This window comes from Pseudoalteromonas sp. 2CM41L (genome assembly GCF_023161905.1).
Classification (GTDB): Bacteria; Pseudomonadota; Gammaproteobacteria; order Enterobacterales; family Alteromonadaceae; genus Pseudoalteromonas; species Pseudoalteromonas atlantica.
Genome location: NZ_JALNTN010000006.1, coordinates 173,935 through 195,421 on the forward strand (window position 1 = coordinate 173,935; position 21,487 = coordinate 195,421).

General features: G+C 41.6%; 15 protein-coding genes. 7 read left to right on the forward strand and 8 right to left on the reverse strand.

Translation table 11 applies throughout. The features are described 5' to 3' along the window. Window positions 1-50: 50 nt before the first annotated feature. Entirely contained in the window at window positions 51-2,810 is a 2,760-nt protein-coding gene (locus MTF64_RS10205) for a prolyl oligopeptidase family serine peptidase (protein ID WP_248451276.1), read from the forward strand. A gap of 105 nt (window positions 2,811-2,915) precedes the next feature. Here MTF64_RS10205 and MTF64_RS10210 read toward each other — a convergent pair whose 3' ends face one another. The 4 genes from MTF64_RS10210 to MTF64_RS19985 all read right to left on the reverse strand — a co-directional run bounded on the left by MTF64_RS10210 (window position 2,916) and on the right by MTF64_RS19985 (window position 9,606). Beyond that, entirely contained in the window at window positions 2,916-4,073 is a 1,158-nt protein-coding gene (locus MTF64_RS10210) for an ROK family transcriptional regulator (RefSeq protein ID WP_024031368.1), read from the reverse strand. Between the two features lie 73 nt (window positions 4,074-4,146). Beyond that, complete coding sequence (locus MTF64_RS10215; RefSeq protein ID WP_248451277.1) at window positions 4,147-5,388, reverse strand: DUF4147 domain-containing protein; 1,242 nt, start codon at window positions 5,386-5,388, stop codon at window positions 4,147-4,149. 10 nt (window positions 5,389-5,398) lie between these two features. Continuing rightward, on the reverse strand, window positions 5,399-6,979 hold the full coding sequence (locus MTF64_RS10220; RefSeq protein ID WP_054982291.1) for a sodium:solute symporter: 1,581 nt from the start codon (window positions 6,977-6,979) through the stop codon (window positions 5,399-5,401). Between the two features lie 185 nt (window positions 6,980-7,164). After that, window positions 7,165-9,606, reverse strand: coding sequence for a TonB-dependent receptor (locus MTF64_RS19985; protein ID WP_054982290.1), 2,442 nt, complete (start codon window positions 9,604-9,606; stop codon window positions 7,165-7,167). A gap of 196 nt (window positions 9,607-9,802) precedes the next feature. Between MTF64_RS19985 and MTF64_RS10230 the strand changes: the two genes are divergently transcribed. From MTF64_RS10230 to MTF64_RS10245, 4 genes are all read left to right on the forward strand, one after another. Beyond that, window positions 9,803-11,104 (forward strand): trehalase family glycosidase, encoded by a 1,302-nt coding sequence (locus tag MTF64_RS10230; protein WP_248451278.1) that lies wholly within the window; start codon window positions 9,803-9,805, stop codon window positions 11,102-11,104. A 16-nt stretch (window positions 11,105-11,120) separates the two neighbouring features. Next, a complete protein-coding gene (locus MTF64_RS10235) occupies window positions 11,121-12,098 on the forward strand; it encodes a carbohydrate kinase (protein WP_248451279.1) in 978 nt (325 codons plus the stop codon). Next, window positions 12,095-13,294, forward strand: a complete 1,200-nt coding sequence (locus tag MTF64_RS10240) for an AGE family epimerase/isomerase (protein WP_248451280.1) — start codon at window positions 12,095-12,097, stop codon at window positions 13,292-13,294. Before MTF64_RS10235 ends, MTF64_RS10240 begins: the two co-directional genes overlap by 4 nt. 236 nt (window positions 13,295-13,530) lie before the next feature. After that, window positions 13,531-14,805: a cytosine permease gene (locus MTF64_RS10245; protein WP_055252706.1), complete on the forward strand. Its 1,275-nt coding sequence runs from the start codon at window positions 13,531-13,533 to the stop codon at window positions 14,803-14,805. A gap of 54 nt (window positions 14,806-14,859) precedes the next feature. Here MTF64_RS10245 and MTF64_RS10250 read toward each other — a convergent pair whose 3' ends face one another. Then, complete coding sequence (locus MTF64_RS10250; RefSeq protein WP_024031376.1) at window positions 14,860-15,378, reverse strand: Lrp/AsnC family transcriptional regulator; 519 nt, start codon at window positions 15,376-15,378, stop codon at window positions 14,860-14,862. Between the two features lie 196 nt (window positions 15,379-15,574). On the opposite strand from MTF64_RS10250, the gene MTF64_RS10255 reads away from it, so the two are divergent. Next, window positions 15,575-17,719 (forward strand): TonB-dependent receptor, encoded by a 2,145-nt coding sequence (locus MTF64_RS10255; RefSeq protein WP_248451281.1) that lies wholly within the window; start codon window positions 15,575-15,577, stop codon window positions 17,717-17,719. A gap of 114 nt (window positions 17,720-17,833) precedes the next feature. After that, a complete protein-coding gene (locus MTF64_RS10260; protein WP_248451282.1) occupies window positions 17,834-18,940 on the forward strand; it encodes a DUF917 domain-containing protein in 1,107 nt (368 codons plus the stop codon). On the opposite strand, the gene MTF64_RS10265 is transcribed toward MTF64_RS10260, so the two are convergent. From MTF64_RS10265 to MTF64_RS19930, 3 genes are all read right to left on the reverse strand, one after another. Beyond that, window positions 18,937-19,848 (reverse strand): hypothetical protein, encoded by a 912-nt coding sequence (locus MTF64_RS10265; RefSeq protein WP_223230617.1) that lies wholly within the window; start codon window positions 19,846-19,848, stop codon window positions 18,937-18,939. The genes MTF64_RS10260 and MTF64_RS10265 overlap by 4 nt on opposite strands. Before the next feature lie 496 nt (window positions 19,849-20,344). After that, on the reverse strand, window positions 20,345-21,004 hold the full coding sequence (locus MTF64_RS10270; RefSeq protein WP_248451283.1) for a hypothetical protein: 660 nt from the start codon (window positions 21,002-21,004) through the stop codon (window positions 20,345-20,347). Between the two features lie 52 nt (window positions 21,005-21,056). Beyond that, on the reverse strand, window positions 21,057-21,188 hold the full coding sequence (locus MTF64_RS19930) for a hypothetical protein (RefSeq protein WP_055014250.1): 132 nt from the start codon (window positions 21,186-21,188) through the stop codon (window positions 21,057-21,059). Window positions 21,189-21,487 lie beyond the last annotated feature (299 nt).

A 21,487-nucleotide genomic window follows, 5' to 3' on the forward strand; every position in this document is an offset into this window, starting at 1 on the left:
CGCTACAATACTTATTACATTAAAAGTACTGTGAAAAACGAGAATCAATAATGAAAACAACGCTCACCTTTTTAAGCTCTGCACTGCTTGCAAGCTTAGCGAGCCCGGCTGCTTGGGCTCAAAAGCCGTTAGAATTTAAAGACGTATTCGATTTTAAGTACGCAAAAAACACCCAACTTTCAGATGATGGTAAAATCCTCAGCTTTAGCGCTAAACCCTACCGTGGCAATGCAAATGGGCAGGTTTATGACTTAACAACAAATACCCTTATTAGCACCGTGGAGCGCGGCACCAAGCCCGTTATTAACAAAGCGGCTAATTGGGTGGCATTTACACAAGTACCCACCCTGCTTGAGCAAGAGACCAGCGAGAAAAAGTCATCACTTAAAAATAACCTCATTTTAGTCAATACCCAAACCGGCGAGAAACAGCAATTTGCCGACGTAAAAGACTATGTTTTAGGTAACAATGGCCAGTGGCTTGCTTATCGAGTTGATAAAAAAGCAGAAAAAGACACACCTGCTGAAGATAACAGCGAAGAAAAAAGCGCTATCACACCAGATAAAAAAGATAAAAGCTTTGAGCTAGTAATAATAAACTTAAAAAACAGCACCACCCACAGCTTAAATAATGTATTTAGTTATGCGCTAAGCCCAAGTGGCGCACAGCTACTTGCCAACCAAAGCTTTAGTGATGGCAACAACAATCAGCTTGTACTGCTTGAACTTAATAATAACTTTGCGCAAAGCGTATTAATTGATGAGCCAGGCGTGGTTGCACAATCAATTAGTTGGCACCCTGATAAAGAAATAGCCGCATTTAACCTCGGTAACTACGTAAACGATGATGAGCGTCGCAGACAATACTCTCTAAAGCTTTGGCAAAATAACACCCTTAGCACTATTGACTCCCCTAATAAAGAGTGGGTAATAGGTAAAACAGCATCGATTAGCTGGTCTGAAAATGGCGAGCGCTTATATTTTGAAAACCACCCAAAGCTGGCCGCTAAAATAAAAGCAAAAGAGTACACCGACGAAGCATCACTGTATGACTTTGACACGATTCGTGAACATAAAGCGCTAAACGTGTGGCACAACAACGATGCCCAAATAAAACCACGAGAAGAACAACAGTGGAACAAGGTTAATAAAAACCGCCATTACAGCGCTGTTTTTCATTTAAAAAGCCAAAAAGCAGTACAACTAAGCAATGAAAAAGTCAGCGATTTAGCGCTTAACACTAATCGTAGCCAAAGTGTATTAGGCTATTCTAACCAAGCCCACCTAGAAAAAATTATGTACGGTGGCTTTTTTGCCGACTACTACAGCATAAACATTAATACCGGTGAGCAAACTCCCATTATTAAAAACTCACCGTTTACACCAAGCCTTGCACCTAATGGGCGCTATGCAGCGTACTTTGCACAAAGCCAAGTACAACTTAAAGATTTAAAAACCAACAAAGTTACCGCTCTTAGCAAAGCTATTAATGCCACGTTTGCCGATGACAAACACGACTATCCATCACCGCAACCTGGCTATGGGTTTGCCGGTTGGTTAAATAACAGCAGCCAAGTATTGGTTTATAGCAAATACGATATTTGGGCGTTTGATGTCAACACTCAACGCGCTGAGCGTTTAACTAATGGTAAACCAAGTAATACGCAATATCGCGTTATTAAGCTTGATAAAAACCAAGTAGGCTTTGCCCAAAACGATACATTACTTGTATCAGCCGTTAACTTACAATCAAAGCAACGTGAAGTAGCCAAGCTTGATTTAGCCTCACAAACGGTTACTAATGTACTGAGTGGCAAAAAACGTATTGATGTAGTTAAAAAGGCAAAACATGCCGATAAATACCTCTTTACCGAGCAAACTTATCATCAGTTTCCTGATTACTACCAAAGCGACTTTAGCTTTACAGCACCTAAAAAAGTCACCAACTTAAATCCACAAATGGCGGATTTTGCCTGGGGCGAAAAGCCAGAGCTAATTAGCTACAAAGGCTTTGATGGCGAAGACCTACAAGGGGTATTAATTAAACCTGCAGGCTACAAAAAAGGCGATAAAGTGCCAGTTGTTGTGTATTTTTACCGCTATATGAGCCAGCGCATGTATGACTTTCCTAAAATGGAGCTAAATCATCGTCCTAACTTCCCTATGTTTACCTCAAATGGCTACGCCATCTTTTTACCTGACATTCGCTTTGAAATAGGCCACCCAGGTAAATCGTCAACGCAAACCATGATCAACGCCACGCAAAAGCTTATAGACCTAGGCATAGCCGACCCTGATAAAATAGGCCTACAAGGGCATTCATGGGCAGGTTATCAAAGTGCGTTTATGATCACCCAAACAGATATGTTTAAAGCGGTTGTATCGGGCGCGCCGGTATCAAACATGACCAGTGCATACAGCGGCATACGTTTAAAGTCGGGCCTTGCGCGTCAATTTCAGTACGAAACAGGGCAAAGCCGCATAGGTAAAAATTTATTTGAAGCACCCGAGCTATGCATCGAAAACTCACCAGTGTTTTTTGCCGATAAAGTAAATACCCCTATTTTAATTATGTTTGGGGATAAAGACGACGCAGTACCTTGGCACGAAGGTGTGCAATATTACTTAGCCCTGCGCCGTGCGGGTAAAGACGCCACTTTTTTACAATACGAAGGTGAACCACATCATTTGAAAAAGTTTCCTAATCAGGTCGATTTTTCAGTGCGTATGATGCAGTACTTTGACCATTACTTAAAAGGCAAGCCAGCCGCTAAGTGGATGACAGAAGGTGAACCGTTCGTTGAAGAGTAAAACCCATTCGCAATAACACTTAGTTAAGGAATAGGTTTAAATACTAAAAAGCCGATATTGTATAAATCAATATCGGCTTTTTGTTTTAAAGTTTCTATTATTAAGCTACAAACACAGCTCTCTAAATGGCAAAGTGGCTGCACCAATGGAGACCGGAAAGTTATTAATGTTTGAGACCACCAACTTAGGCATTGGGCGTTTAGCACCGCGTCTAAATTGTGCGTAAACCTCAGTACGCGCTATCACTTTTTCAGCCAGCTCTTTAGGTATATGGCCGCCAATAATAATCGCTTCTGCATCTAATAGCGCCGAGCAACAAGTTGCTACTAAATCAAACGAGTCTTGAACTTTAAATAGCCACTCTTCTACGCCTGGCCATTCGGGGTCAAAGTTATCGTGCAGGTCGTAAATTGAATCAACCGCTACACCATTTTTTTTCAAAATACGCTTTAGTAACTCTAAATTGGGATGAGCGTATAACTTTGGCGGTAACATATCGCCAAGCTCGCCAGCATTACCGTAAGTACCGCGCAGTACATCGCCGTTATTTACGATTCCGCCACCAAATGCGGCCGATACAAACATATACACAAAGTTTTTATACTCGCGGCCTATACCTGCAACCCCTTCGCCAGCGGCGGCGCCTGTGGCGTCATTCACCACCCACGTAGGGAGTTGAAAATGCTTAGAGACAATATCGATAATATCAACCTGCGACCACTCCTCTAGCATATGGTGGGTATTCATTTTACCGTCCATAGAACTAAAAAAGCCCGATATACCCACGCCCATACCCAGCACTTTTTCGCTCGCAATATTATGCTCTGCGCTTATATCGTCCACCAGCTTTTGCGCACTTTTAAGCACGTTATTAATACTCATGTCTGACATAAGCTGCATATGGGTGTAAATAACTTTGCCAGTAAAATCCATGACCGCTACAGAAATAGCATCAAGCAAAATAGCTAAACCAAAGGTAAAGCCATATTCGGGGTTAAGCGCAATACCAAACCCAGGCTTACCCTTTTTATTAGGGATAAGCGTATCGGTTTGCATTATTACGCCATGCTGAGTTAACGATTTAAGTAAACGCGAGACAGTTTGCTGCGGAATTCGGGTGGCGCTCACAATATGACTTTGTGTTACACACTGCTCCCAAAACACCACCTTAATAATATCACGTTCAATGTCTTGAAAAAGTTTATCGCCTTTTCCAAGCTCAAATCCTGAGCGTAATAAGTTACTGTTATTTAGCGAAAACATAGCTATTAACCCTAATAAAATTGGAGCACAAGGTTACGTTAAACCACTTTAAAGAACAAGTAGGCGAGCGCGCCTACTCAACCACTATCACTCTAAAATCGTTAACGTTAGTATTTGTTGGCCCAGTAATAATTAAATCATCAATGGCTTTAAAAAACTGATGGCTATTATGGCCTTCTAACTGAGCGTGTAAGTTTTCGCCAACATCAAGTGCGCGCGCAATCGTGCTGCTATTTATATACGCACCGGCAACATCTTTACTGCCATCTACACCATCGGTATCACAGGCTATGGCATAAATACCCGCCTCGGCGTTAAGTGCCTCTGCCAATGCCATTAAGTACTCTTGATTAGGGCCGCCATCACCATAAACATCGGCTACTGTTACTGTAAGCTCACCACCAGAGAACAACATAACGCGCTTACCTTGCGCTTTTTGCTCAAGGGCAATTTTAGCATGTGCGCGGGCAACCTCTTTTGCCTCACCTTGAATGTCGTACCCAAGTACTTGCGTATCCCAGCCTTGGTGCTGCGCTACATCAATAGCACTGTCAATCGCGAGCTGGGCATTAGCCACAATAAAGTGTTTGCCTTGGGTATCAGCTGCGCGTGGTTGCTCAGGCTTTAATAAATGCGCTTCAATTTCGTTAATAACCGGCCAGTTGTACTTTTGTAAAATAGCCAGCGCATCGGCTTTAGTGCTGTTATCGCTAATTGTGGGGCCTGATGCAATGTCACTTGGCTTATCCCCTACTACATCCGAAATAATCAGCGTGACATAATCCGATTTAGCCGCTTGTGCTAACTTACCGCCTTTAACAAGCGAGAGCTGTTTGCGCACAACGTTAATTTCATCAACGCTTGCACCGCTTTTAAGTAAAAACTGATTAAGCGCCTGCTTTTGCTCAAACGGTACATCATCTACCGGCAAACACATAAGCGACGAGCCGCCGCCTGATATAATAAACAAAATAGGAATATCGGCCGGGTTATTTTTTACAAGCGCCAATAACTCTTTACCTGCTGCTAAGCTGTTATCATCTGGCGTTGGGTGATTAGCACTAAGTACTTTAATGCGCCCAGTATCGCCGGCACTTTCGTAGCCGTAACGTGTCACTACCGCACCAAAGCATTTATCACCATAAAAACGGTTAACCTCTGCGGCCATTTCGGCGGCGGCCTTACCGGCGCCCACCACACATAAACCATTACTGGCATCTATATTTTCCAAGTACTTGCTCATACACGCACTGGGTTTACAGGCATTTACCGCCGTGGTAAATAAATCGATTAAAAATGACTTTTTAGAATCCATGGGTTAACGCTCACGAAAAAATTGATGGAATAGCAAGGCAAATTAATACCATCACAACAAACATGCTAAGCAGCATAACGATATCTTTACCGGTTAAAATTGAGTTTGAGATAGTCTCAGCGTTTTGCGCTTTAGCAACCTCGTTTACTTCGCGTGGAATCGCAATGCTTGTCGTAAGGGTAATCACCGCTGTAGCCACAAAGCCAATAAAGTTCCACCAAAACCAAAATACGTCTGGCGCAAATACCGACACCAACAAGTTAATTAACACACCACTAATTAAGCCTATGTTTGCATGCAGCGCAGCACTGCGCTTACTAACTACGGCAATTAAAAATACCGCCAGTATTGGGCCATAAAATAACGAGCCTACTTTGTTAATGGCTTCAATAATAGTTGGCGCTATATCACCGGCATAAAGCGATAAAATTAACGTAATTGCACCCCAAATAAGCCCTAAGTATTTAGCCAATTTTAAGTAGGTTGGTTGGTCTAGCTCTTTATTTGAAATACGGCTGTAGTCTTCAATACTTACCGCCGAAAGCGAGTTAATAGCAGAGCTAAGTGATGACATAGCCGCAGATAAAATAGCCACCACTAATAAACCAATTAAGCCATGTGGTAAGTAATCTAAAATAAAGATTGGCATCATCCAATCTGGGTTATCGGCTGGAATTTTGGCTAAAAATTCAGGATTGCTCATAGCCAGTGTGCCTACAATTAAGCCCGACACACAATATAAAATAGTAATAGGAAAACGTACTACGCCGTTGGCTAAAATCATGTAGCGTAAGTTTTTAGGATCTTTTGCACTAAGTGCACGTTGCGCTTGTGTTTGGTCACACCCATAGTAAGAGGCGTAAAGCACCACACCACCAAAAATCATAGGTAAAAAGCCAAAACCATCGCCACTAAATCCAAACGAATCAAATTTTATGGCTTCTAATCGGCTCGAATCAACATTAGCAATAAAGGTATCAACCCCACCTAAGTGATAAAGTCCAAAGCCAATACAAGCAATAGTACCTAGTACAATGATGATCATTTGAATTGCATCACCATACACCACGGCTTTCATACCGCCTTGCAGTGAATATAACACCGTGATCACGCCGGTAAGCACAATGGCTTGCCATGCTTCTATACCCATAGTGCCCTGGAGAATAAGCGATACCGCATAAATCATAATACCGGTGGCAAATGCGCGGCTAAACTGAAACACCACACTAATAAGCACACGGGTAGAACGACCAAAACGCATTTCTAAATAATCATAAATACTTACAATGCCGCTTTTATAAAGCTTAGGTAAAATAGTCGCTAAAATTAAAATCATCGCCAGCGGCACACCTAACTCATACGAGAGCCATTGCATACCACCGCCTTCACGCAAACCAACAAATGCAGGAGCCGAAATAAAGCTAATAGCCGAAAGCTGAGTGGCCATTACCGACAAAGCTAAAGGTTTCCACCCTAAGCTTTTGCCTCCTAAAAAGTAATCACTTTTATTGGTTTGTTCGCGTAGCATAAACCCCATTACCAATAAGGCACCAAGGTAAAGAGCAACTATTGAAAAATCTAATATATTCATAATTATTTCGCGTATTCACATTAAGAAAACACAGCGCCTTCTCAAAAATAAAAAACTAAACAGCTATATGCTTACTTCTAAAACAGTCCCTAAAAACAAGCCTATCGCTAACTTAGCTGAAAAATGCATCACAATGCAAAAAGCCTATTAACCCCAAAACAGGTTAATAGGCGTAAAGCATTTATTTAAAAGTCGTATTTGACTCTAAATGTAACGCGTCGTGGGAGAATTGGACGGCCTACAAAGTAAGGATTGTCTGACGTTTGGCTATTACCTAAACGCGGCGAGCCTTCGGTAACACCATCAGAGTCAAACAAATTAAATACCCCTACGCTTAAACGTACGGTTTGCTCTGGGGCGATTTGCCAGTTATAACCCGCATCAAATCTAAACAAGTGGAATGAATCAAGCTCTACAGAGTTTGCATCGTTAGCAAAGTTTTTACCTGTAAAGTTATGATACAAAGCAGCATCCCAATTATCTGCGGTGTAGCTTATAGAAGAGTTAAATAATACTTTTGGTTTACGACGTAACTCGTTACCAATAATAGAAGGGTCTGAGTCAAACTCAGTAAATTCGTGGTCAGTGTAGGTCATGTTGGCATCAACCGCCCACTCGTCGGTAATATCGTAGCGACCCGTAAGCTCCACACCCGTTGCTTTGGTTGATTGCATAACAGGCAGCTCTAATACCCCACCGTTGCCATCGTTAACAAAGTCTACGCTGCGCCTGTCTTTTAAGTCGGTTCTAAATAACGCGATGCTACCGCTAAAGTCGTTATCAAAAAACTTAATACCAAGCTCGCCTTGTTCAACAATTTCGGCTTCGTAGCTGGCAGGCTCACCTAAATCATTAAACTGAATCCCTCTAATTTCTGGGAAGAAAAACCCGCGAGATGCATTTGCATATACGTTTAAGTTATCGGTTAAGCGGTATAAGGCTGCACCCGATACTGCAAATTCAGAGGTGTCTACTTCGCCGTAGGTCATTACACCACTGCCCGTGGTGTTTACCTGTAAATTAGGCGCAAGTGATGGATCATCAGAAATTTGTACAACTTGGCTGCCTTCACGGCTAATTTTGCCGTCAATTTCTTCATAGCGTACACCAAAGTCGATAATCCAATCATCGCTTTCCATTTGGTCCGCTATATAAAGCGCACGACGGGTAGCGCTAATTGTTTGGTTGGTGTAAGAAATACCTGGGCCACTAATACCATTTTGTGTGTACTGAACAACATCACCATCGGCATTGGTGTACGTTAAATCAACCAGTTCTGGGTTATTGTTAAATTCCCCCAAGTAGGTCGTAATAACGTTATCGTCATCGGCTTCACTGTGAGAGAAAAACGTACCAACGGTAATATCGTGGCTAAAATCGCCAACAAAAATACTTTTAACAATATTAAATTCGGCCGAGAAATCCTCTGCTGGGCGGTCTCTATCTAAAATACGATTAGCAAATAATAAGTCATCGCTTGCCAGTGCCTGCCCCGATGCAGTGTAAGTAAACGCTGCATCGCTTACATCACCTAAACCACGGTTAGCTAAAAACTCTTCCTGGCTCTCAGGTACATTAATAATACCGTCGCCATCTAAAAATAGATTAAATTCGTGTTGGTACTTTGCGTATTTACTGCGCATGTTAATAGCAAAATCGTTAGCGAGCTCTTTTTCAAATACGACCGAGATTGAGCCACCTTTAGTTACCACCCCATCGCTAATTGGCGATTCATAACGACCATTGGCAGTATCGTAAGACAGGTTAGACACATTAGCAGTTTGTAATGACTCCACCTCGCGTCCATCGTTACCTGTTAAGCGCTCGCGGCTGTCGCCATCAAGCGGAATAGGCAGGTAAAACTGCGCTTGGTCGTCAATGTATTGGCCATACACCGTAAATGAGCCAGAGCCGTCATCAAATTCTTTACGAATATTACCGCGCAGCTGAGTGCCTTTAGTCTCAAGCCCCGTATCTAACGGGCCCTCATCGTAACGGTAAAAGCCCGACAGCGCATAATAAAGGCCATCTTCGTTTAGCGGCCCGCTTGTAGCAAAATCTAAACGGGTACGACCCTGATCAGAAAGCTCCATTTGCACAGTACTTTGCGGATCATCGCTGCCCGTTTTAGAAATATAGTTAATAATACCCGCTACAGAGCCTTGACCAAATAAGTTAGACACACCGCCACGCACAAATTCTACACGCTCAATACCTAAGTCGTTTCGGTAGTACACATCAAACGCCGATGAGTTTAAGCCAAAAACACTCAAACTAGGTGAACCGTCATACGACAGTGGCGTAAACTGAAACTGACCCGATGAAGGTAAGCCTCTTACTTGTAGGTTTGTTCCAACCTCACCACCGCCCCCTTCTACTTTAATACCTGGGATATAACGTAATACATCTGCTTGACTGCTTGATGAAAGCTTTATTAACTCATCTTCGCTAATAGAGGTTACTGACTGTGGGGTATCTGAAATAACGCGTCCTTTGCTGGTACCAGAGACGATAATACGTTCAACGTTATTTTCTTTTTTTGCTGTATCTGGCGCAGTCTCTTCTGCGGCAAACGCGCCTTGTGTGAGGCATAAAGATACAATAGAGGCGATCGTAGTTTTATTCACGGGTATTCTCCAATTGTGCTAGTTGTCTGTGTGTAATTACTTAGAGTGTGGCTAAGTAAGTGCGAAATAATCAAGTATACATGTTAGTTTTTTGTTACTTCGAACAGGATTTAAGCACAGAAAAAAAACATTTACAACCCATAATGAGTGCTTTAATATTATCCAAATCGAAAATAACACACAAAGAGCACCCAATATGACTACTACAATCAACGGTAAACTTGATGCAGCCACAGCGGCATCGCTTACAGAACTTGCTACTAAAACACTTATAGCAAACGATTTAGGTGGCTATACCGTCCCTACGCATGGCCTTTACCCGTTTCAGTGGAACTGGGATTCAGCGATTACAGCCCTAGGGTGGATGAAGTCTGACGAGAGCCGTGCGTGGCAAGAAATTGATGTGTTATTTTCAGGCCAGTGGGATGATGGCATGGTGCCACATATCTTATTTCATAAAGACTCAACTACCTACTTCCCTGGCCCAGATGTGTGGGGCTCTGATAAAAAAATTAAAAGTACGTCTATTTCGCAGCCACCGGTTGTGGCAACAGTAATGAAAGAAATGCTTGCTAGCGCACAAGATAAAACCCTTGCAGAGCAGAAAGTTAAAGCATTATTTTCTCAAGTTGTTGATTACCATTTATGGTGGTACAACGACCGCGATCCTGAAAACACAGGCTTAGTGGTCACTTACCACCCGTGGGAATCGGGTATGGATAACAGCCCATCGTGGGATGATGCCCTTGAAGCTCTACCTGGTGTTGATTGGGAATACACCCGCCGCGACACCAGCCATGTTGATTCGTCGCAGCGCCCGCATAAAAGCGAGTACGACCGTTTCTTATACCTAGTAGACTTTTTTAAACGTAACAATTTTGATAGCAAAGTAATTTACGAAACCTGCCCGTACAAAATGAACGACCTAGGTATTATTACTATTTTGCACCGTGCGACAAAAGATTTACTCAAAATGGGTGAACAACTCGGTTTAAACGATGCACGTACCGATTATTTAGCACAGCGTCTAGAACTAACTCAAATAGCAATTAACACGTTATGGTGTGAGCAAAGCGAATACTTTTACTGTAAAAACGTGTTAACCAACAGCCTAGCGAAAGTTAAAACATCGGCGGCACTACTAACCGTTTATGCTGGTTTAACAACTGACGAGCAAACGCGTATTATTAATACCGCAACAGAAGATTTTATTGAGTCGAGTCAATTTAGTGTGGCATCTACCCACCCTAAAGAAGAAAAATACGAGCCACAGCGTTACTGGCGCGGCCCTATTTGGTTACACATTAACTGGATGATAGCCATCGGCCTTAAAGAAGCAGGGTTTGTGACCACGGCAGATAAAATTCAGGACGACACGCGCGATTTAGTGCTTAAATCGGGTTACTACGAATATTTTAACCCAGAAACAGGCGCTGGCTGTGGTGGTAAAGATTTCTCATGGACAGCCGCTATTGCGCTGCATTGGCTACTTGATTAATAACTAAGGCAGCATTATGAAACACACAATATGTTTTGGTGAAGTATTGGTTGATTTACTCTCTGAAAAATTAAGCCAAAACAACAGCGAGCACGAAGCGTTTACTAAGTTTGCAGGCGGTGCGCCTGCAAACGTAAGCGTAGCTATTGCAAAGCTAGGTGGTAACGCCTACTTTGCTGGCATGCTAAGCACCGACAGCTTTGGTGATTTTTTACATAACGCCTTAAAAGAGCAAGGCGTAAAAACCGACTTTATGCGCTTTACCGACCAAGCGAAAACCGCCCTTGCGTTTGTATCACTTGATAAGGACGGCGACCGTACGTTTGAGTTTTACCGTGATAACACCGCCGATCTGCACTTTACTAATAGTGACTTTAGCAGTGAATGGTTTGAGCAATGCGATATTTTTCATATTTGCTCAAATACCTTAACCGACGAGCGCATACGTAAAACCACCGCGTATGGGGTTGAATTTGCCAAGCAAAATAACTCAATTGTCAGTTTTGATATTAACTTACGCCTCAACTTATGGCCTAGTAATGCTAACCCGCGTGAACACATTTTACCCTTGCTAAAACACTGCTCTATTATTAAAGCCTCTAAAGAAGAGCTTGAATACTTAGCGGGTGAGCAAACGGGTGAAGAATTTATAGCCGACACTCTCAATAATGGCTGTGAGTTATTTGTGGTTACCGATGCAGGCAACCCCATGCATTGGTATACCAAAAATGCCAAGCAAACGCTTCACCCTAAAAAGGTTACTATGGTTGATGCCACCGCCGCAGGAGATGCGTTTGTAGGTGGATTGCTGTATCAACTAGGCTTACAAAACCTCACACCTAGCTCTTTTAGTAAGCTTTGCAATAACCCCGAAACACTAACAACTATTTTTGAATTTGCTTCGTTATGTGGTGCTCATGCAGCATCGTACAAAGGGGCATTTACGTCTCTTCCTAACGAAAAATCGCTTAACGATTTTAGGAGCGCACTATGAGCCACACACCTGATAACTTTAAAAGCCGCGAATTTTTAACACAACATATTGCCGATACGCTGGCGTTTTACGAGCCAAACATAGACGACGAACACGGCGGTTTTTACCAAAACTTTTCGGATAATGGTGAGGTATTTGATAAGCAAACTCGCCACCTAGTAAGCTCTACTCGGTTTGTATTTAACTATGCACGTGCGTACCAAACCTTTAATGACGAAAAGTACCTAAACCGCGTTAAATCGGGTGTTGAGTTTATTCGTAAGCACCACTTTGTTGAGCAAACAGGCGGTTACAATTGGTTATTAAGTGTTGAGCAAGGTAACGCCACTGTACTTGATGATACCAACCACTGCTATGGCTTTGCGTTCGTGATTTTAGCCTACAGTTGGGCATACCGCGTAGGTGTTACAGAGGCACGCGAATACCTAAACGATACATTTCAAACAATGGAAACCCATTTTTGGGATGCAAAAGCGGGTTTATATAAAGATCAGCACAACAGTGACTTTACTAAGTGCGATCCGTATCGCGGGCAAAACGCCAATATGCATACGTGCGAAGCTCTTATTGCCGCTTATGAAGCAACTCAAGATAAGCTATTTTTAAATCGCGCGCTCACACTGGCTGATAACATGGTTAATCGCCAAGCTAATTTAATGGGTGGGCTTATTTGGGAGCACTACGATATAAATTGGCAGGTTGATTTAGAGTACAACAAAAACGACCCTAAAAATTTATTTCGCCCGTGGGGTTTTCAGCCAGGTCACCAAACTGAGTGGTCAAAACTATTAATGTTTTTAAATAAGCATAAGCCACAAACTTGGCTTGTCGAGCGCGCTCAAGCGTTATTTGATAATTCAATAGACGTTGCGTGGGATAAACAACACGGCGGTATTTGTTACGGATTTGCGCCAGATAAAAGCATATGCGATGACGACAAGTACTTTTGGGTGCAAGCCGAAACACTGTGCTGTGCGGCCTACCTTTATGAAACCACAGGGGATGAAAAATACCAGCAGTGGTATGACAAAATTTGGCAGTACTCGTGGCAGCACTTAGTTGATCATCAATACGGTGCGTGGTTTAGAATCTTAACCGTAGATAACAAAAAAATAGATACCATGAAAAGCCCAATTGGTAAAACGGATTACCATACTATGGGTGCCTGCTTTGATGTGTTGGCGTTATTAAAATAACCCAATAAGGTAAAACATTTAATTGTGTTGTGTAGACCTTTAAACCGCCTTTTTGGCGGTTTTTTTTGCCTAAATAGTTACGCCTTTAACACCCTAAAAATAATCACCACAAAATATAATTTTGTGCGCCCCCTACTTTTTAAACCTCATATTTTGAATAAACACCTAATAATAAAAAATTTTGCACGCCAGCGGCGTATAGTAATATAAAAGATAATAAAAAAGAGAAACAGGCAATGCCAAACGGGAACGACCCCCACACTATTAATAGCAACGAGCTTGTTGCTTGGCCACGCATTGCAGCCATAGCCGCTATGCTCAGCTTTTCGCTGCCCACTTTTATCACCGGCCTAGAAATACATCAAAGTTCAAGTGTGAGTAATACACTGTGGGCGTTAATTATTGGCTCACTTATATTAACCCTTATTGGTGGGGCCATGGGCACCATAGGTGTAAAAAGCCGCTTAAGCTCTTATTTATTGGTAAAAATAGCGTTTGGTAATGCTGGCGCGGGCATTGTTAATATTGCCTTTGCTTTATCTTTAATTGGCTGGTTTGGCGTAAATATTGATTTGTTTTCTAATGCCGTGGTGCGCTTACTCAGTGCAGAATTTAATATTATTATGCCCGAATGGCCCATCGATATAGTCGCAGGTTGCGCCATGCTCATAACCACACTGTATGGGTTTAAAGCCATTAATGTGCTGGCCTCTATCATGATCCCTATTTTGGCTGCGGTCACCGCTATGATGCTTTTTGGCGCGCTCGATAGTATGCCACTGGTCGATTTTATTAATTTAGAAAAATCAGCAGCGCTTTCTCTTGAAGATGGTGTAGCTGCTATTGTTGGCGGCGTTATTATTGGCGCAATAATATTGCCCGACATAACCCGTTTTTCTAAGCAAAAACGTGGCGGCGTGTACACCTCGTTTATTGCGTATATGGTTATTGAGCTTTTGGTTATTTTTGTGGCTGTATTTGCCGCAGCCGCCATGCAAAAAACCGAAATATTAAGCTTAATGCTTGCGCTTAATTTAGGGTTTTCAGCGTTTTTTATTGTGATAGCAGGCAGCTGGATTTTAAATTCGTTAAACCTTTACAGTACCGCACTTAGCGTGGAGGCTACCTTCCCGCATTGGCATAAAAAGTGGGTTATTGTGTTATTAGGTTTGGTGGGAATTGGCGCAGCCTTTATAAATATTTTAGATATGTTTATAAGCTTTTTAGCGTTTTTGTCTGATATTTTTGTACCGGTAGCGGGCGTAATTATTGTTGATGCACTGTTTATTAAACCCCATGCTTATAACGCAGCGGCTTTGGCAAATAACGCTAACTTTTCACTTCCCGCATTTAGCGCATGGTTTGTAGGCGCGGCATATGCGGTGTGTAATGGCACTTTATTTAACGTATCAATGAGCGGTATTAGCGTGATTGACGCCATTATATTAACGGCCGTTATTTATACCCTGTTTGCAAAAGCCATTGCCCCCAAACCGGTTATTCAGCAATAACTTTAAACAATAAAAAGGCGCATAAACCGCCTTTTTATTAATCTAAATTAGGGGCTACTCTTCATCGTCTACTTTCATTTCGTCTCGCCATTTAAGTTTTTCCAGCGGGTAGCCTAAAAAGAACTTAGCGCGCTCAAGCACTATGCGTGTAGTCAGCTTTTTAATTGCATACTGTGAGCTGCCGGTTAGCCTGTCGCACATTGCATTAAGCGCTTGAATATCGGCAAAGCAACAAAAAGAAATATAATCAATATCGCCACTTAATTGCATGCAATCCATTATTTCGGGAATGTTGTGTATGTCAGCTAAAAACTTACGCCGCGCTGCTAGGTTATTGTCCTCTAGGGTAAATTCCATATAGGCAAACACGTGCTCACAAATTTGCTCTAAATTTATATCAGCATGAAAGGTTCTAAAATATCCCGCCTCTTTTAATGCTTTTACTCGCTGAAAACATGCACTGGGCGACAAGTTAACTTGCTCGGCCAATTCAACGTTTGTTAAATCGGCAGTTAGGTGCAGAATTGCCAGTATTTTTTGATTGTACCTGTCTATTTTTATCGTTTTTTTCATAACCGGTTTCACATTTAATAATAATGAATTTTGTAAATTTAAGGTCAACAAATACATAAAATTACGCGCTTAAGCATTATTTTCAGCAATTTGTGTGTGCTGTATTAAGGGTTTACAAAATATTATTTTGTCTGAAAAAGCGACAATATTTATCACTAAGTAACATCACCATGATAGTCACATTAGGACATAGAACATGAGCAGATACAACAAAATACGCTTTCGTAAAACACTATTAGCATCGGCAGTTACCCTGTCGTGCATAAACTATGTGCATGCGCAAGAACAACAACAAACAGTAACTGACACTATAGAAAAAATTTCGGTGATATCGCGCGGGCGTGTTGAGTCGATACAAAACGTGCCCGACTCTGTTACCGCATTTAGCGCCGAGACAATCGAAAATTCACGTATTACTAACTTTCGTGATGTTGCTAATTTAACTCCCAACTTATCGCAGCTCGATAATTTTAGGCCCGGCCTTGCCCGTATTACTATTCGTGGCTTAATTACACCACAGGTGGGCGATCCGCCATTAGCGTTTGTAGTTGATGGTGTTACCGCCCCCGATTTAGAATTTATAAACCAAGACCTAGTTGATATTGAACGTATTGAAGTTATGCGTGGTGCTCAAGGCGCACTGTATGGCCGCGGCGCCATTGGTGGTGCGGTTATTGTGACAACTAAAAAACCTATTGAAGACTTTGAAGGTAAAATTAAAGGCTCAATAGGTAATGGCAACACGTATAATTTGAATGCGGTTGTATCGGGTTCGCTTAACGATGAAAACACCGCTTATTTTAGAGCCGGTGGTTACATTAAAGATACCGACGGACTGATTAAAAATACCTACACAGGCGATTACGCCGACCCGTTAAAAGAGCAATCGGTTTTCTCTCAGTTAGAGTTTGAGCTAAGCGAAGACACCTCAATAAATCTTAAAGGTAAATACACCTCAAGCGAAGCTGGGTTTGCTTACTACCAAGGGGTGAGCGATGACACCATTGAAGACTTTTCAATTAATACCTCACAAAATATTATTAACCAAGATGAGCGTGATGTATATGAGCTAAGCGCCAAGCTAACCCAACATTACGATTTAGGTAAATTTGAGTTTGTAACCGCGTACAGCAATTCAGAAAACGAGCACTTTTACGATGGCGACTACTCTGCCGATGCCACCTTTATTGACGAAGATGGCTTTTTTAGAGCCCCATTTGGTACTGAAGGGTTATACGATATTGAATCGTTAACGCTAGAGTCGCGGTTTATATCCCAGTCGGATCAGGCTTTTAGATGGTCGGTGTCAGCGTTTTATCAACAGCGCGACCGCGATACTGCGGTATTATTTTACGATGATTTTACCGATGCCGAAATTTTAACGCGTGCAGATTTTGCCAACGACGAGCCCTACCTTTCAATTATCGATAACAACAGCAGCGATGCATGGGCTCTTGCTGGGCAATTTAACTACGATATAAACGAGCAGTTAGAGCTCACCGGTGCGATGCGTTACGATCACGATACTCGCGAGTCGTTCGACCCAACCAATAAAGACGCCACTTACGCTAAAAAATCGTTTAGCCAATTACAGCCTAAAGTTACCTTAGCGTACCAAATGAATGACGACCTACTGCTTTACACCGGCTACTCGCGTGGTTTTAGAAGTGGGGGCTTTAACGAGCCAGCCGACGGTATTAGCCGCACCTTTGATAAAGAAATTTCTGACAGCTACGAAATAGGCTTTAAAACTGCTTTGTTTAATAACAAAGTTACCCTTAATGGCGCCGCGTTTATTATTGAGCAAGACGATGCGCAATTTACCCAATTTAATATAGATACCTTCACTCTTGAAAACCTCTCTATTGACGAAGTACAAACCAAAGGTTTAGAGCTAGAAGCCGCCTTTGCTGCCACCAGCAATTTAAGTATTAACCTCAGTGCAGGTATTGTTGATTCAGAAATTAAACGCTTTGCACTGCGCCCAGAACTGGCTGGCAGGCCACAATTTTGGGTGCCTGAGTATAACTACGGGCTGTCGGCAAATCATAACTTAGCACTCAACGGAGAATGGTCACTGTTCTCGCGCGCTGAGCTATTAATTGAAGGCCCTAAAACATTCAGTATTGATATTCCTGATGTTGAGTCGTCGCGTTATACCTACCTAAATGCCGGTGTAGGGCTCAAATCAGAGCAGTGGAGCGTTCAAGTTTACGTAGACAACCTTACGGATGAGCGCGCTATTGAAGATATTTTTCTACTGGCCGATGGGGTTACAGACCTAGTGCGCCAACCTAATAAGCCTCGTAGTTACGGTATTGAGCTCAGTTACCAATTTTAATTTTTTCACCTTCACAGCAGGTATTTTTTTTATACCTGCTGTTTTTATACCAATCCGCTTAATTAAGTGATCTATTTTGGGGATGGGTATGAGTTAACCAATAGCGATACACACATGCAAATTCTTAATCGTGACCAACTTATTGATATTTTATACGGCTGCGCCATTTTAGGCACTGGCGGCGGCGGTGAGTTAAGTGAAGGCATTGCCTATATTGACGAAGCACTCGCACAGGGTAAAAGCTTTAAACTAATTAGTGCCGATGAAGTCCCCGCGGGAGAGCTTGTTTGTACGCCTTACATGTTAGGGGCTATTTCTGCTTTAAGTGAACAAGAAGAACGCGCTTATGCAAACCTACCCCGCAGCACTAAGCACGCTATTTTAGCTGCTTACCAGCGCACCCTTGAATACACAGGTAACGATGCTATTTATGGCACTATTTGTTGTGAGCTTGGCGGCTCAAACACCGCAGTATCGTTTTACTTAGCTGCAATGTTTGACGGCTACATTATTGATGCCGACCCCGCTGGGCGCGCAGTACCGGAGATCACCCATTCAACCTATTATTTAAATAACTTACCCGCAGCGCCCATTATTACCGCGAATGAATTTGGTGAGTGCTTTATTTGTGAAAATGTAATGGACGACTTACGCGCCGAAACAGTCGTGCGAGCACTGGCTAAAATTAGCCGTAACGACATAGCAGCCATTGATCATATTTTACCTATTGAGCAAATGAAAAACGCGGTTATTCATGGCACCATTAGTAAAGCCCTTAAACTCGGTAAAGCAATGCGTGAAGCCAACGAGCAGCACGCTAACACAGCACACATAATTGCCAAGCACGGCGGCGGCTTTATTGCCTTTGAAGGCGAGGTAAGCAAATTCGAATTTAACACCGTAGAAGGCTTTACCTTAGGCGAAGTAACACTTAAAGGGTTAGGCGAGTTTATAAATAACAGCTACAAAATAACGGTTAAAAACGAAAACATGGCCGCGTTTTTAAATGATGAAGTGCACGTAACTATTCCTGATTTAATATGCTGTATTAACAGCCAAACAGGCACACCCATTACTAATCCTAATTACGAGGTAGGCATGAAAGTAGCCGTTGTAATTTTACCAGCGCCAAAGGAGTTTACAGGCCCTAAAGGTTTAGAAATATTTGGCCCGCGTTACGCAGGCGTTAACACCCCATATAAAGCAGCGATTGCAAATTAATTATTGCTAAGGGCGTGCTGCAGCTTGCTATACAATGCAGCATGGCCTTTACCAAACTCGGTGGCGTTTCTATCAATGCGACTAAGCCATTCTTTCGCTTGTACCTTTTTACCTATTTGTAAATATACCTGCGCTAAACGTAAGCTATAAATAGCATGGTAAATGCTTGAGGGCTCAGTAAATTTGAATGCGGTTTTATAATAATTTATAGCTTCTAAATACTCTTTATTTTGCTGATAACTGTACGCTAAGTTACCGCTAGCAAGCACTATTTTAGCAGCGTGGTTGGTGTTTTTTATGGCGTTATAGGCCATTAAATTACTTTTTACTGCGTGCTCGTATTGCTGCCACTTTAAGTAAATATGCGCTTTGTTAATGTGCAGCTCTAAATGAAAAATAGGATCATTATTTTTTGCAAAGCGCTGCTCGGCATCTCTTAGTAATCGCATCGCTGCTTTTTTACTACCAAACACATAGTGTAGGTTAGCCAACTCCACTAATCTTAAAGGGTCACCAAAAGCATTATATATCCCGTCTAACTGGGTAAACGCTTTAGCGGCATACGTTTTAGCTTCTGCTTTTTTGCCAATATAGTTAAGTGCTTTCGCGTAATAAAAATACATTTGTAGCTTAAATACATCGGGCAGCTTATCTTGCTCTAAAAAAGGAGTAATAGCGTTGAGTAAGTTTTCGAACTGTTGGTAGTCGTAGTAGTAATCAAATTGGTAGGTTTTTATTTTGTACCACTGTGCAGGGTTATCTTTGACTTCATTAAGGCGCGTTTCAATATAAGTTAAACAGTGCGTTTTGGGCTGTTGCAAGCAAAACGCTTCATGATCGCTGTAGTTTTCTGATGCTAATGCATTAAAACTTGTAGCGACAATACTTAACAGCAAAAATATACGCACCAATATTACACTCTTTAAAATCACCTTAATTAAGAGTGTAATATTTTTATCTCATCTATCACAATACGCTGAAATACTTATGTGCAGCGACAATAAAGTTTGCCCGTAACAGAAAAAATGACAATAAAGTTTGCCCGTAAGAGAAGGTGAGACTTTAGCTTCTGCAAGCAAGAAACAAGTTAACAACGCTAATCGCTGACGTAAGAATGAGTAACTTTCAATATTAGAATATCGAAAAGCCAGCGGCCACAAAAGTGACGGCTGGCTTTCCTACCCACCCTATCCCGTAATCACATGGTATGTTTCGGCTAATCAGCAATACCTTTGACCTAGCTTAATGAAAGCAATAACAATGTGCTCCTAAAAATGTTTGAATAGCGCTGCGGTAGCAAACTGGCTAGTCACAGGGCTTACCAATACAGGTGCTTCAAACTGATGTGGTTTATCCACATATTTTGGCGTTAAGGTGCCAGTTTCCTATGGGGGTCTCACTAATTTACCAAATAGCAGGATATTCAGCAACTCCGTCAATACCAAACCCATGATTTAGCAAAGCTTGTCTTACTATAAATGGCAATGTATTCGCATCGCTAGGGTACTTAGCTAGAGTAGTTTCTGAAAATGTATCAATAGCAGCTAGCAGCTCTGATAGGCTAAATTGCTCAGAAACAACCGACCCCCAAATAGCGTCTTCAACTGTTGATTCTAATTCGGCATTTGTATTTTGAAACATTAGGCGACTTTGATACACAACTCTGAACTTGTTGTTACCCTGATGATGGATAACAATCTTAAGCTGAGGAATCTTTTTTAGTAACTGAGACTTAACTCGTCTAGCATCAAAAAATGCTTGGCTTAATATCACCTTTCCTTCAACTTTATAGAAATTTTTTGAATTTGTTTCAGGATCAATATTCCAATAGAGACGAAAAGAGTTTCTTCTTAATTTATGACCATAAATTTCAAGTAAGGGTTTTAGTTGCTGTTCAGTGCCTTGTTTAGAGCCACTATTCCATCCACTAACAATTGATTGTTGAACCCTACAGGCATCTTTAATTTCATTTTGAGTCCAACCATCATTTAGTGCCAGTCTTATTAGCTGCTTGGTTTGTTTGAACTTTCTCTTATTCTTTTTTGAGCTTGTTGTTGCTTCCATAATTATCCTTAAAATGAAGCAGATGAATAATCACCTGCTTCCTCATTCCCAGCTATTTTTTCTGGTTTGGGTTCATCTGCTTACCTCTATTACCATGTACTTTAGCATTAGCAGGGTTGTTTCCTGAAGTGCCTTTATTATTATTTGCTTGATTCGCTTTGTGATTACTATTTTGATTAGACATTATTTTCTCCTCATTGGTTGTCTGTCTAAATCATATGAAATTATGAAAAAAGAAAAACTGATAGTTTAATGATAATTAGCGATAACCAATGATACATTGATTTTTCTGTGGCCATCTAAAATAATAGCTTTAGAATCAATTACAAATTGAATTAACTAGAACTCCATACTATCAACTCAGGAAAGAAGGCTATGTGTAGACATTAGCTATATATACTAGGATTTGTAGTGGTCAACTAATTTTGGCCACAGTTTTAGAATCTTGGTATCTAACCTCAGATTCATTTGGCGCTAAACCAG

Coding starts and splice junctions, on each gene's coding strand:
- MTF64_RS10205 (WP_248451276.1), top strand. CDS start 51: ATGAAAACAACGCTCACCTTTTTAAGCTCTGCACTGCTTGCAAGCTTA.
- MTF64_RS10210 (WP_024031368.1), bottom strand. CDS start 4,073: ATGTTTTCGCTAAATAACAGTAACTTATTACGCTCAGGATTTGAGCTT.
- MTF64_RS10215 (WP_248451277.1), bottom strand. CDS start 5,388: ATGGATTCTAAAAAGTCATTTTTAATCGATTTATTTACCACGGCGGTA.
- MTF64_RS10220 (WP_054982291.1), bottom strand. CDS start 6,979: ATGAATATATTAGATTTTTCAATAGTTGCTCTTTACCTTGGTGCCTTA.
- MTF64_RS10230 (WP_248451278.1), top strand. CDS start 9,803: ATGACTACTACAATCAACGGTAAACTTGATGCAGCCACAGCGGCATCG.
- MTF64_RS10235 (WP_248451279.1), top strand. CDS start 11,121: ATGAAACACACAATATGTTTTGGTGAAGTATTGGTTGATTTACTCTCT.
- MTF64_RS10240 (WP_248451280.1), top strand. CDS start 12,095: ATGAGCCACACACCTGATAACTTTAAAAGCCGCGAATTTTTAACACAA.
- MTF64_RS10245 (WP_055252706.1), top strand. CDS start 13,531: ATGCCAAACGGGAACGACCCCCACACTATTAATAGCAACGAGCTTGTT.
- MTF64_RS10250 (WP_024031376.1), bottom strand. CDS start 15,378: ATGAAAAAAACGATAAAAATAGACAGGTACAATCAAAAAATACTGGCA.
- MTF64_RS10255 (WP_248451281.1), top strand. CDS start 15,575: ATGAGCAGATACAACAAAATACGCTTTCGTAAAACACTATTAGCATCG.
- MTF64_RS10260 (WP_248451282.1), top strand. CDS start 17,834: ATGCAAATTCTTAATCGTGACCAACTTATTGATATTTTATACGGCTGC.
- MTF64_RS10270 (WP_248451283.1), bottom strand. CDS start 21,004: ATGGAAGCAACAACAAGCTCAAAAAAGAATAAGAGAAAGTTCAAACAA.
- MTF64_RS19930 (WP_055014250.1), bottom strand. CDS start 21,188: ATGTCTAATCAAAATAGTAATCACAAAGCGAATCAAGCAAATAATAAT.